The sequence below is a fragment of the Paenibacillus sp. NPDC056579 genome, from assembly GCF_042793215.1.
In the GTDB taxonomy this organism is placed as follows: domain Bacteria; phylum Bacillota; class Bacilli; order Paenibacillales; family NBRC-103111; genus Paenibacillus_S.
This window is the reverse complement of sequence record NZ_JBHTVD010000008.1, coordinates 256,681-268,981: the sequence shown is the minus strand read 5'-3', so window position 1 is coordinate 268,981 and position 12,301 is coordinate 256,681. Positions and strand designations below refer to the sequence as shown.

At 54.6% G+C, this 12,301-nt stretch carries 10 protein-coding genes; 6 read left to right on the top strand and 4 right to left on the bottom strand.

The features are described 5' to 3' along the window. Positions 1–22 precede the first annotated feature (22 nt). Complete coding sequence (locus tag ACFQ88_RS27995; RefSeq protein ID WP_379459360.1) at positions 23–1,195, bottom strand: galactokinase; 1,173 nt, start codon at positions 1,193–1,195, stop codon at positions 23–25. 239 nt (positions 1,196–1,434) lie between these two features. Between ACFQ88_RS27995 and ACFQ88_RS27990 the strand changes: the two genes are divergently transcribed. Continuing rightward, entirely contained in the window at positions 1,435–2,304 is an 870-nt protein-coding gene (locus tag ACFQ88_RS27990; protein WP_379459358.1) for an AraC family transcriptional regulator, read from the top strand. On the opposite strand, the gene ACFQ88_RS27985 is transcribed toward ACFQ88_RS27990, so the two are convergent. Next, positions 2,301–4,439, bottom strand: coding sequence for a sensor histidine kinase (locus tag ACFQ88_RS27985; protein WP_239630801.1), 2,139 nt, complete (start codon positions 4,437–4,439; stop codon positions 2,301–2,303). The two genes, ACFQ88_RS27990 and ACFQ88_RS27985, sit on opposite strands and share 4 nt — an antisense overlap. Before the next feature lie 65 nt (positions 4,440–4,504). Here ACFQ88_RS27985 and ACFQ88_RS27980 point away from each other — a divergent pair, with 65 nt between their 5' ends. Beyond that, positions 4,505–5,203, top strand: a complete 699-nt coding sequence (locus ACFQ88_RS27980) for a response regulator transcription factor (protein ID WP_239630800.1) — start codon at positions 4,505–4,507, stop codon at positions 5,201–5,203. Between the two features lie 58 nt (positions 5,204–5,261). On the opposite strand, the gene ACFQ88_RS27975 is transcribed toward ACFQ88_RS27980, so the two are convergent. Continuing rightward, positions 5,262–6,566 (bottom strand): hemolysin family protein, encoded by a 1,305-nt coding sequence (locus tag ACFQ88_RS27975; RefSeq protein ID WP_379459355.1) that lies wholly within the window; start codon positions 6,564–6,566, stop codon positions 5,262–5,264. A 385-nt stretch (positions 6,567–6,951) separates the two neighbouring features. On the opposite strand from ACFQ88_RS27975, the gene ACFQ88_RS27970 reads away from it, so the two are divergent. Next, the gene (locus tag ACFQ88_RS27970) at positions 6,952–7,938 is read left to right on the top strand and encodes a cation diffusion facilitator family transporter (protein WP_379459353.1); all 987 of its coding nucleotides are present in this window, start codon (positions 6,952–6,954) and stop codon (positions 7,936–7,938) included. A 35-nt stretch (positions 7,939–7,973) separates the two neighbouring features. Here ACFQ88_RS27970 and rluF read toward each other — a convergent pair whose 3' ends face one another. Next, on the bottom strand, positions 7,974–8,675 hold the full coding sequence (gene rluF / locus ACFQ88_RS27965) for a 23S rRNA pseudouridine(2604) synthase RluF (protein WP_239630798.1): 702 nt from the start codon (positions 8,673–8,675) through the stop codon (positions 7,974–7,976). 181 nt (positions 8,676–8,856) lie between these two features. On the opposite strand from rluF, the gene ACFQ88_RS27960 reads away from it, so the two are divergent. From ACFQ88_RS27960 to ACFQ88_RS27950, 3 genes are all read left to right on the top strand, one after another. Continuing rightward, positions 8,857–9,267, top strand: coding sequence for a hypothetical protein (locus ACFQ88_RS27960; protein ID WP_379459351.1), 411 nt, complete (start codon positions 8,857–8,859; stop codon positions 9,265–9,267). Positions 9,268–9,400: 133 nt separating this feature from the next. Continuing rightward, a complete protein-coding gene (locus ACFQ88_RS27955; protein ID WP_239630796.1) occupies positions 9,401–9,859 on the top strand; it encodes a hypothetical protein in 459 nt (152 codons plus the stop codon). A 237-nt stretch (positions 9,860–10,096) separates the two neighbouring features. Next, the gene (locus ACFQ88_RS27950) at positions 10,097–12,271 is read left to right on the top strand and encodes a transglycosylase domain-containing protein (RefSeq protein ID WP_379459348.1); all 2,175 of its coding nucleotides are present in this window, start codon (positions 10,097–10,099) and stop codon (positions 12,269–12,271) included. Positions 12,272–12,301: the final 30 nt, after the last annotated feature.

Below are 12,301 nucleotides of genomic sequence, written 5' to 3'. Positions count from 1 at the left end.
TATATCACTTACAGTTTACAGCTTACGCCAGTTCCTTGACTCCGTCACCGATGTCGCATACATAGAAATCCGCAGTCAAGCCGGTTCTTTCTTTGTACGCCTGACCTACCTGCTCGATAAATACTGCAACGCTCTCCTCATGCACCAGCGATACCGTGCAGCCTCCAAAGCCTGCGCCTGTCATGCGGGAACCAAGCACGCCTTGAACCTTCAGCGCTTCCTCCACCATAACGTCCAGCTCCAGACCCGTCACTTCGTACAGATCGCGAAGCGAATCGTGGGACGCAATCATCAGCTTGCCGAAGGCTGCCAGATCGCCTTGCTCCAGAACCCTCATCGACTGCAGGACACGATCGATCTCTTCAACTACATGCTTCGCCCGCTTGCGGACCGTTTCGTCCTTGATCAAATGCCGGTACTCATTGAACTGCTCCAGGCTCAGCTGTCCGAGCAGCGTCAGCTCAGGGAATTGCGCCTGCAAATCTTTAACCGCTTGCTCGCATTGAGCTCTTCTCTCGTTGTAGGCTGAATCGACCAGCCCGCGTTTTTTGTTCGTATTGCCGATGACGAGCTTGTACGCGCCGCTCTCGAACGGCACATGCTTATATTCCAGCGTATCGCACATCAGCAGGATCGCATGGTCTTGCTTCCCGTTGGCGACCGCAAACTGATCCATAATGCCGCATTTGACACCTATAAATTCGTTTTCCACCTTTTGCGACAGCAGGGCGATCTCCACCTTGTCCGTCGGTTGGCCTTCCATGGTCAGCAAGCCGAAGGCTGTAACCACTTCGATCGAAGCGGAGGAGGAGAGACCCGAACCGTTAGGAATCGCTCCGCTGAACAGGATGTCATACCCGCTGACGGCTATTCCGCGCTGCTGCAGCTCGGCGATGATGCCCTTCGGATAGTTCATCCATTCGTCGGCCGGATCGAACGCCACGTTAGTAATGGAAATATGTTTGTGCAGCGGGAAGTTCGTGGAAGCAAATCCTACCTGCCCGTCGCCGCGCTTGCGGATCAGCATCGTCGTTCCGAACGTCAGAGCCGCCGGGAATACGTAGCCTCCGTTGTAATCCGTATGCTCGCCGATCAGATTCACCCTGCCCGGAGCGTGGAACACATGAAGCTCTCCCGCTCCGTCATTGCCGTATAATTCAATAAACCGTTCTTTCAATGCCTGTAAGTCTGCCATAGAAATACACCGCCTGATTCAAATTGGATTATGGATGAAGAATGGTTTTCTTGTCTGAATTCAGTATACTGCCTGAGCGCTCTCCCGCACTATGGAACGATGTCAGCTTCACATGGAAAAATGTTAGATTCGTTTCTTGCTGCACCCTCTCCCATGATATACTGAAACAAAACGAACCACAACTTCGGGCTGTGCCATACAATGTGCCATTCAAGGAGAAGGAGAGGTGCTATCGCTTTATGAACGCCAAAAGAACGGACAGCTACTACGTCGTGTCCAATCCGCAGCCGCCGACCGATGACGAGCTGGCCGTGCTCTTCACCGGCAACAGCCAAACGAAGCCCGGGCACAAGCCCGGGCCTAAAGTCGTCGACTACTATTTGCTTCACCATATCCAATCGGGATCGGGAACGTACACGTGTCAAGGGATCACCTACCGGCTCGGAGCCGGCGACAGCTTCCTGATCGAGCCGGGCAAGCTCATCAGCTATAAGGCCGATGATGAGGATCCTTGGTTTTACCGCTGGATCGCCTTCGAGGGTCCTCAGGCGGCCCGCATTTTGCACGAGATCGGGCTCTCTTCGAGTCAACCCGTCGTTCATACAGGCCGCAAGCGCAGCGTAGGCGTGCTGTACCATCAGGTGCAGACGGTGTTCCAGGCGCGGCTGCCTCATGCCAACTTGAAGGCAAGCGGCTATCTGCAGCTTCTGCTTGCCGAATATGCCGAGGCGCTTCAGCCGGAAGCGGCAGCCTCTCCTCAGCTGGCCGGCGGCAGCGATCAGATCGTGCAGCAGGCCGTCCACTACTTGTCGTCGCAATATGCCGAGCCGATAACGATCGAGCTGATGGCCGAAGCGCTCGGTTATAACCGCGCCTATTTGTCTACGCTGTTCCGGAAGCACACGGGAGTCACTCCGGTCTCGTTCCTGCTCAAGCTGCGCACCGACAAGGCGCGCCTGCTTTTGCGCGAGCGGCCGGAGCTGACGGTAGAGCAGATCGCCTCCTCCGTCGGCTTCCAGGACCCGCTTTACTTCTCGAAGCAGTTCAAGCGGCTCTACGGCACTTCTCCTACCGAATACCGCCATGCCATGCAGCGGCTTCAGCTTTAGGAGTGGAGCAATTGCCGCGACATCTGCAGCGGCAGGGCGAAGCAAATGCACGCTCCCTGCCCCAGGCGGCTTTCGGCCCAGATCCGTCCGCCATGAAACTCCACGATCTCCTTGGCGATAGCAAGCCCAAGCCCGCTGCCGCCTCCTGCGGAATTACGGGACTTATCCTTTTTGTAGAACCGGTCGAAAATATACGGCAGATCGTCGGGATCGATTCCGCTTCCGTTATCCTGCACCCGCATTACGATCGAGGAGCCGTCCACCGCGATCTGCAGCTGAATAAAGCCGCCTACCGGCGTATGCTTGATGGCATTGTAAATAAGGTTGGTCAGCACCTGGTCGATCCGGTCGATATCGATAAACACGCTGCCCCCGTAAGGTGCAGCGGGAGCGTGAACGCTGAAGCGCAATCCCGCATTGTTCACCTCCAGATCGTACCGGTCGGTGTAGTAGGCCGCCACGTCCTCCACCATCATTTCCTGCATCGAGAAATCGATCTGCCGCGCCTCCAGCTTCGACAGCTGGAACAAATCGGCTATGAGCCGGTTCAAGCCGGTAATTCGGCCGAGAATGAGCCGCAAATATTTCTCCTGCTGGTCCGGCTCCACCACAACGCGGTCGATTAAAGCCTCCACGTACCCTTGGATCAGCGTCATCGGCGTGCCTAGATCGTGCGATATGTTGCTCAGCAGGTGGCGCCGCGAATTTTCCAGCCTTCCCAGCTCTTCGTTCATCTTCTCCAGGCTCCGGTTCGAGCGCTCCAGCTCCGCGGTACGCTCCTTGATCCGATGCTCGAGCCCCATGTTCAGCTCTCGCAGCTGGCGGGAGAGCGTCTCCACGGATGCGAACGCCTTGAACGATTTCAGGCTGATGATGAACGAAGTCATAAAGATAAAGAAAAATAACCCGATCGACGATACGTTGCCTATTTGAATCCATTCGTTATAGTACAGAATATCGATGGTCACCGTGATGATAAAAAACATGCCGCCGAACATGGCGAAGCCTGCGCCTTCCTTGCCTTTGGCCAGCGCTTTTACAATACCCGACATCACGTAAGCGCATACGAGCAGCGTAATGGCCTGGTACCACTGCGTCGTATAAGAAAACGCATACGGAGAAAGCAGCAGAACCGTGAGCGAGAACAAACCTCCCGCCGCCTGCAGGCCCAGCACGAACAACGGGCTGATTTCCTGCGGAAACAGCGTCCGGCAAAACATGACGGCCAACGGCAGGGCGATGTAATAGCATAAATATTCCACCCGCAGCCCGGTATCGTAAGAAATGAACGGAAGCAGCTGATATGCGGCTCCCTCCCCGACCAGCATGGCGCGTATGCCGATGGCGAGGCAAAACAGCGCAAAGTAAAGCGAGCCCTTATCCTTAAACCGGATTAAGAACAGCCCCAGATGGTACAGCCCCATCACCAGCAAGCTGCCCACAAGCGTCAGCTCCACGCCCAGATGGAATTGATGATGCGATGTCAGCTGCCGGGCTTCGCCCAGCTTCAGATCGTTCCAGATGCCGCCGAGCCTATGGTCGTAATTGGACACTTGCAGCATAATATCGAGCACCGGGCTGTCCGGACTGAAGTAGACGAGCTGAGGCAAATAACGGGCTTGCGCAGTCTCCGGACTCGTGCCTACGGTCCCCGCCCCGCCCAGCTGTTCGCCGTTGATCCATATGGAATAAGAAGACCGGATGGTCGGCAGCTCCAGAGCGAGCACATCGCCGGTCAAATCCGTCGTTACCTTCAAATGATATGTAGCGTACCCTTTGCCCGGAATCGGCTGCCCGTCGACGACGTGCCCGTTCCATGAGCGGGACAGCCTGAGCCAGTCCGCTGCCGGCGAACCGGAGCCATGACCAGCGGAAGCAGCCTGATCTGCAGTCAACAGCTGATTCCAGTAAAAATCCCACTCGCCTTCCAGCTCCACCGCCCCGTCCTTGACGAAATCCCAGCCTCTCAAATCCAGCACTCCCTGAACCGCCGACGGACTTACCCGATCCTCCCGGTCCGAATTATAGCTGCAGCCGCCTAACAAAAGGATGGCAAAAATAGCTGGAATCCATATATAATAGAGATAGATTCTGGAAACGGGAACCACATACTTTCTTTCTATGTTTTCTCTCATCGTAACGCAAATTTTGCCATTTGGAAACAGCTTTGTGATTTCAATAGGAGGAGTAGGGAGAACCAATGTCAGCGGAAAAAATATTGATTGTCGATGACGAGCCGGAGATTACGGAGCTTATCCGACTGTACCTGGCTAAGGAAGGTTATGAAGTGATCAGCACGGACAACGGCCCGGGCGCTTTGGAATATATGGAGCAATACAAACCGGACATGGTCATTCTGGACATTTTGCTGCCCGGTATGGACGGCATTGAAATATGCAGACAAATCAGGCGCAATTATGATATCCCCATCCTGTTCATCAGCTGCAAAAGCGAGGATATGGACATTATTCTAGGGCTCAGCATCGGCGGCGACGATTACGTGACCAAGCCGTTCAGCCCGAGCCAGCTCGTAGCCCGCGTAAAGGCTCACCTGCGGCGCAAGCAGCTGCACGACCAGCATAAGGAGGATTCGCAGCAGCTCTCGTTCCCGGGGCTCGAAATCGACTTGCTGAGCCGCAACGTCTGGGTTAACGGCAGCATCGCCCCGTTATCCTCCAAGGAGTTCGACCTGTTGGCGCTCATGGCCAAAAAGCCGAACAAGGTCGTGCCGATCGAGCAGCTGTATAAGATGGCCTGGGGCGTCGACAGCAATGGCGATACGCGAACGCTGCTCGTACATATAAGCAATCTGCGCAAAAAAATCGAGCCGAATCCGACCGAGCCCGTCTTTGTGCAAACGGTCCGCGGAGTCGGGTATAAATTCAACAGCCTTGTATAGCGTCTAGCGACAAAAAAAGCGGTGCCGTCCTGAGGATGGCACCGCTTCTTTATTTGATTTAAGCCGTCAATGTTTCTTCCGATTCCGGTGTTGCTTCGGAAACCAGCTTTTTGACAATAATTCTGGAAATTCTAAGCTCGTCGGTTTCTTCGACAATGAACTCGAATTCTTCGTTGTAGGCGATCTTCTGCCCTTTTTTAGGCGGAATCTCAATGTGGGAGTACACCCAACCGCCGATCGTGTCGTAATCCTCCGTATCGATCTCCAGTCCGAAACGGTCGTTCACTTCGTCGATCAGCATCCGGCCGTCGATCGAGAACGTTCTCTCGTCCTTTTGCTCCAGAACCGGCCGCTCGTCGCCGTCGAATTCGTCCTGAATTTCTCCGACGATTTCTTCAATGATATCCTCAAGCGTGACCATACCTGATGTGCCACCGTATTCGTCGATCAACAGCGCGATTTGCGCGCTCTTCTTCTGCATCAGCTTCAGCAGGTTGCTGATCGGCATCGATTCCGGCACTTTCGTAATGGGACGAATCACTTTGCGAATGTCCGTGCTGTTCGCGTTCGCCTTCATCAAATCTTTTATATGGACAAACCCGATAATGTTATCTTTATCCGGATCACACACCGGGTAGCGTGTTCGCATTTCATCCAGCGCAATTTTCATGTTCTCTTCAAACGAAAGCTGGACATACAAGCAGCCCATGTCGGTACGAGGAATCATGATTTCGCGTGCGTTCGTTTCTGCAAATTCAAATATATTATCAACCAGCGTAAGCTCGGTATTGTCGATCAGACCGCTTTTGTGGCTCTCTTTCATCAGTACCCGAATCTCTTCCTCGGTGTGGGCGGAATCATGCTCGGAGGCAACCTCGATCCCCGCTTTGCTCAGCATCCAGTTGGAGATGGTATTCAACAGCCAGTTAAAGGGAAACATGATTTTATAAAAAATAATCATGGGCACTGCAGACATCAGAGTAATTTGCTCCGGCTTGCGGATCGCGTACGTCTTAGGAAACTGCTCCCCAAGCGTAATGTGCAATGTCGTAATAACGGAAAAAGCAATAATGAATGATACCGTATGAATAACCGCATCGCCGAAGCCCATATCCTTGAGCACGGGATCAATGATCCGCGAGATGGTCGGTTCGCCGACCCAGCCCAATGCCAGTGACGCCAATGTGATACCTAGCTGGCAAGCCGACAGATACGCGTTCAAGTTGCTTGTAATATGCTGGGCAAACTTGGCGCTTGCATTCCCTTCCTTCACTAACGTTTCAATCCTGCTGTTACGAACCTTAACCATCGCAAATTCTACTGCGACAAAAAATCCATTCAATAAGATCAAAACAAGAATCAATACTAGACTCCACAATAAAGGTAACGGGTCACTACTCAATAACTCCCTATCGCCTCGGTGAGACGGATAGGTACACCTCCCTCAAAGACTCAAAATGTGAGACGCCTCTTCAGGCAGCCTCGATTAAAGTATACATTTGCAACCAGTATATTTATTATATCCTAATTAAGAAGAGCGTCCAAGGAACGGCTTGCTTATTTACAGCGCCGAAATGAAAGCTTTAACGGTTAAAATATAGGTATACAAACTATTTTTCCCCGTTTTTGAGCTGTTTTGAACCGTATTCGGCTTCTGGGGGTATTGAGCATACATATTTGAAATGCGGATGAAGCATAGTAAGCAAAAATAAGACCGCGCTGCCCAATACGGACAACAGGAGGCACGAATGAGCACCAACTGGATGGAGCTGATAAAAAAAGGGAATACATCGTCAGCCGCGGCGGCTTTGGGAAATACGGGGATTGCCGTACTGAAGGGGATTGCGGCGGCTTTCAGCGGCAGCGGGGCCATGTTCGCTTCGGCTATGCATTCGATAGCGGATGCGATCAATCAGGGATTCGTGTTTCTCGGAAGCGTGCTGGCCGAACGAAAGCCGACTCCGCGCTTCCCGACCGGGTTCGGACGGTTAATCAATCTGTTCTGCATGATTGCTGTTATTGTAGTTACCATTATGGCGTACGAGACGGTAAAAGAAGGCATCCACCTGCTTAGCCATCCTTCGGCCGCGCATCATTTTTGGCTCAATTTCATCGTGCTCGCCATTTCCATCGCCGTCGACAGCTTCGTCCTCGTGAAGGCTATGAAGGAAATCGTGCACGAAACGAAAGCTCAAGCGACCGGGCTCGGCGTCGTCCCCGCGGCTATCCGAAATGTTGGGCGGGCTGCGCCTCCGACAAGACTCGTCTTTTACGAGGATATCGTAGCCACATTAGGCGCTCTGCTCGCGCTGATTGCGGTACTCGTCACTCAATTTACGGCCATTACCTTATTCGACGGGCTGGCCACCATCTTCATCGGCCTGATGATGGTCGGCGTCGCCTTCAAGGTGGGCTATGACAATATGGTCGGGCTGATCGGCGTGGCCGCACCGACCGAAATCGAAACCAACGTAGCCCGAGTCATTCTGGCCGACCGCGATGTGACTGACATCAACAAGCTGCGCGTCGTACAGGAAGGACGAACATATCATGTCGAGAGCTATATCGAGCTGCGCAAAGGGCTGTCGTTGGCCGACGCCGACGACATCAAGTTCCGCGTCCGCGACAGCCTGCTGACGGATACGAACATTTCCGACGTAACGCTCGGTATCATTGAAGATAACGGAGTTGCCGATTGGATGGAGCCTGGCAATGAAGAAGCCGTCAGACAGTAAGCTTGAGTTAAGCTTGCGTCCGGCGGCTTCTTTTCTCATTTTCCCTCATGCGAAATGTTCGTAAACAGCTCGTCGAGCTCCTGCGGGCTTAAATCGCGCCAGCGGCCGACCGCAAGTCCCCCGAGACGGATGTTCATTATGCGCACCCGCTTGAGCCTCCGTACTTCATACCCGAATGCTGCGCACATTCTGCGGATTTGACGGTTCAGCCCCTGCGTAAGAATAATGCGGAATACCTTCTCCTCCTGCTTGAACACCTCGCACGGCTTCGTCATGGTCCCGAGAATCCGTACGCCGCTTGCCATCCCCTGCAAAAACATCGGCGTGACCGGCTTGTCCACCGTCACGATATATTCTTTTTCATGATTGTTTTCCGCCCGCAAAATTTTGTTGACGATGTCGCCGTCGTTGGTCAGCAAAATCAGCCCTTCGGAATCTTTATCCAACCGGCCGATCGGAAAGATCCGCTCTTTGTGACCGACAAAATCGACAATGTTGCCGCGCACCTGCTGCTCCGTCGTGCTTGTGATCCCTACCGGCTTGTTCAGCGCAATGTAGACGCCCTTCTTCCTCGTGCTGATCGGCTTGCCGTCCACCCGCACATCGTCGCCTTCCTCCGCCTGGCTGCCGAGCTCGGCCTTCTTCCCGTTAATCGTAACGCGTCCCGCCTCCACCAGCTTATCTACCTCGCGCCGGGAGCAGAACCCCGTCTCGCTTATGAACTTGTTAATTCTCATGTCCGTCACTCCACCTCGTATCATCCTGTGCACATTATACCACGCGGGAAATAACTAACAAAAAAATAAGATCGAAACCTCATATCGCTATTTACATAAAATCCCTTGTCCGGTACGATAGACCTATGTCGAAAATTGGGTGAATTAGGAATATAGACCCGTATTAGAAAGAGGTGTATGTATGCTGCGCTCCATGTCTTATCCGGCTAAAACGGTATTTTACTTCAGCTTGTACATGTTCGCACTCAGTCTGACGCTATTGATCGTGCCGGGGGTATTGGCCCAGCTGCTCGGCTATACCGCCGTAAGCGAGATCTGGATTCGCGTCATCGGGATGTTTCTTTTGTTTCTGGCGTTTGATTACGCGGCGTCCGCTATCGAAGGCATGTACCGGTTTTACTATTTAACGGTCTACACGCGGGCGTCCATTATTTTGTTCATGACCACGTTTGTGCTGCTCGGCATGCTGAAGCCGATTTTTATTGCACTCAGCCTGATTGATTTGAGCGGGGCTATATGGACCTATATCGCCTTGAAATCACACAAGCGAAAGCACAGGAAAACAAGCGACTCTTCGGCCGTTCAGGCGTAAGGGGTTTCAAAATCATCGGACAAGGGTAATAGAAGGTATCCGAGCTATGGGGATGACCGGATGTGCCCGGATTTCCGGATGCTTGATTGCCGTCTGGCGTTCCATACCACAACTCTGAAGGAGAGTGATGGAGATGACACGCAAGAAGCAAATGCATTTGATTACACGTCCCTTTGCCCACGTTCATAATACATTGACCACATTAGGATTTGCCGAAAAACCTACGCGGGACGGCTGCGTTTATGAGCTGATTTTCCGCGACCCCGTTACATTGAGAGAATATTTGTACCAGCTGCCTACCCAAACCGCAAGCAACGGCCTGACTATCGTCCATTTGCACGAGGCGTGCTTCGTGGACAAGGTGGAGGTTCCGTTTGGCGCCGTGGAAGCGGCGGTCCAGATGATGGCCGAGGTGGAGCAGTATTTGTCCAATCATGAGCCCAAATTAGCCAGCACCCCGATCGAAGAAGCGATGAACGGACGGATGGCGAACAATGAGGCCGAGGTGAGGCGGCTGGGTAAGGAAATGGCCAATATGCCTACCAATTCTCAGCTGCTGGAAAACGGAATGGTCCCCGACCCGATTCAGTAAAGGTCCGTTTGGGGCAATTCCATCGGATGGACGGGCCGAGCCCCGAGCTTTTGGCGGGAGAATGAATGCCCCGAGCTTCGCTAATACAAGTTTCGCTAATGCAACTGGAAGAACCCCTCTGCGACTTATGCAGCGGGGTTCTTGGACGTTTGCCTCAAATCGGCCGGACGCTGCGAATAGTTTAAATAGGTATGGCTACAGAGAGTAACATATGCAAAATTGGGGATGAAGGTTTTTATGGCAAAACAACAGTCACTATGGTCATTATTGCGTAAAAGATTGCGCAAAAAGCTCGCGAAGTCCGCTTCGGCCCGCATGGCTGCAGCGGCAGCGGCTCAAGAACCGCCGTTGGCAGATAAAGGGGCAGGAAAGCCTTCCGGTCACGCCAGCCGAAAACCGCGGAAGCGAAACCGTTGGAAGCGGACTTTGCTGTGGTTCGCAGGCATTGCCGTGCTAGGGAGCTGTGCTATGGCAGGCTTCGCCGCGCTATGGATTCGCGGGCTCGATATAAGCAAGCTGGAGCATCCGCTGCCTGAGCCGACGATCATCATGGATAAGAACGGCAAGCCCGCTTCCCAGCTCTCCTCCTCGCGCATCGTTCCCGTGCCGCTGGATCAGATTCCTCTTGAACTGCGCAACGCGGTGATCGCCGTTGAGGACCGGCGCTTTTACGAACATGTCGGGATCGACCTATGGTCTACGGCCCGGGCTCTGCTGCGCGACTTGAAATCAGGGTCGATGAAGGAAGGCGGCAGCACGCTTACACAACAGCTGGCCAAGAACCTGTTCCTTCAGTCCGACAAGACGTTAAGCCGGAAGCTGAAGGAAGCCGGATATGCGCTGAAAATCAGCACCGTCTACAGCAAGGACGAAATTTTGGAGCTGTACTTGAACAGCATCTACTTCGGCGAAGGACGCTGGGGCGTCGAGGGAGCGGCGCAGGAATATTTCGCGAAGCCGGTTCAGCAGCTGACGCTGGAGGAATCGGCGATGCTCGCCGCGCTGCCCAAAGCGCCTACAAGCTACTCTCCGGCCAAAAATATGGAGAAGGCGCTGGAGCGGCGCAATCTCGTCCTGTCGCTGATGAAGGAGCAAAGCTTCATTAGCGACGCCGCCTACCAGCAGGCCATCGCGAAGCCGATCGTTCTGAAGCAGCATAATGAAGAGACGCTCAAAGGAAAGTATCCGTCCTATGTCGACTATGTGATCCAGGAAGCCGCCGACCTCTACGGCTTTACCGAGGAGCAGGTGCTGACGACCGGGCTGCGCATTTATACCGAGCTGGACCCGCAAATACAGCAGGCGGCCCAAGACGTGTACGCCGACAACGCCGCGTTTCCGGAGAGCAAGCCGGATCAGCTTATTCAGAGCGGCACCGTCCTCCTCGACCACAAGACGGGAGCGATCCGGGCGCTTGTCGGCACAAGGGGACCGCAGGTGTACCGCGGCTTCAATCACGCGACCCAGCTGAAGCGCCAGCCGGGCTCGTCGTTCAAGCCGCTTGTCGTGTACGGTCCTGCGCTCGAGCGGGGCTATACGCCTAACTCCCCGCTGTACGACGGGGAGCTCGACATCGCGGGCTACCGTCCCAAGGACTGGGACGGTCAGACCCGCGGGCAGGTGACGATGCGCGAGGCCATCATGCGCTCGTGGAACATCCCGGCGGTGTGGCTGCTGAACGAGATCGGCATCGACGCCGGGATGAACTTCGCGCGGAGGTCGGGGATCCCGCTCGGGGCCCCCGACCGCACGCTCAGCATCGCCCTCGGCGGCTTGTCCGAGGGCGTGTCGCCCCTGCAGATGGCGCAAGCGTTCGGCGCCATCGCCAACCTCGGCGTGCGGCAGCAGGCGCACGCCATCGTGAAGGTAACGACCAAGGACGGCATCCCCTTGGTCGAGGCGAAGCCGCAGCCGGCGACGGTGACGGAGCCGGCCGTGGCGTACACCCTGACTTTACTGCTGCAGGATGCAGTAAAGTCAGGGACCGGGCAGGCCGCCGCGCTGGGGCGGCCGACGGCGGGCAAGACGGGCACGACGCAGCTGCCCGCCACGAAGGAGTTCGCCGACATTGGAGCCAACGGCATCAAAGATGCCTGGTTCGTCGGATTCACGCCGGAGCTGACCGCAGCCGTCTGGCTCGGCTACGATCAGACGGACAAGAACCATTACTTAACCACGGGAGGCGTCGCACCTGCCACCGTGTTCAAGGAGATCATGAGCCGGGCGCTCCGCGATGTCCCGGTAGTACCGTTCACGGTTCCGCCCGACTATAAGCCCGAGCCTCCTCCGGAATCGGAACAGCCGAAGAACGAGCAGCCTCAGTGGATGCAGCAGCTGCAGGAACGTCTCGGTATCGGTCCATCCGACTCCAAAAAGAACGAAAATAAGCCCCGTGGGCCCAAAGGGAGATAACGGAACGACGATTAGTCAGCGTGCCGTCCG

Coding starts and splice junctions, on each gene's coding strand:
- ACFQ88_RS27990 (WP_379459358.1), top strand. CDS start 1,435: ATGAACGCCAAAAGAACGGACAGCTACTACGTCGTGTCCAATCCGCAG.
- ACFQ88_RS27995 (WP_379459360.1), bottom strand. CDS start 1,195: ATGGCAGACTTACAGGCATTGAAAGAACGGTTTATTGAATTATACGGC.
- ACFQ88_RS27985 (WP_239630801.1), bottom strand. CDS start 4,439: ATGAGAGAAAACATAGAAAGAAAGTATGTGGTTCCCGTTTCCAGAATC.
- ACFQ88_RS27980 (WP_239630800.1), top strand. CDS start 4,505: ATGTCAGCGGAAAAAATATTGATTGTCGATGACGAGCCGGAGATTACG.
- ACFQ88_RS27950 (WP_379459348.1), top strand. CDS start 10,097: ATGGCAAAACAACAGTCACTATGGTCATTATTGCGTAAAAGATTGCGC.
- rluF (WP_239630798.1), bottom strand. CDS start 8,675: ATGAGAATTAACAAGTTCATAAGCGAGACGGGGTTCTGCTCCCGGCGC.
- ACFQ88_RS27970 (WP_379459353.1), top strand. CDS start 6,952: ATGAGCACCAACTGGATGGAGCTGATAAAAAAAGGGAATACATCGTCA.
- ACFQ88_RS27960 (WP_379459351.1), top strand. CDS start 8,857: ATGCTGCGCTCCATGTCTTATCCGGCTAAAACGGTATTTTACTTCAGC.
- ACFQ88_RS27955 (WP_239630796.1), top strand. CDS start 9,401: ATGACACGCAAGAAGCAAATGCATTTGATTACACGTCCCTTTGCCCAC.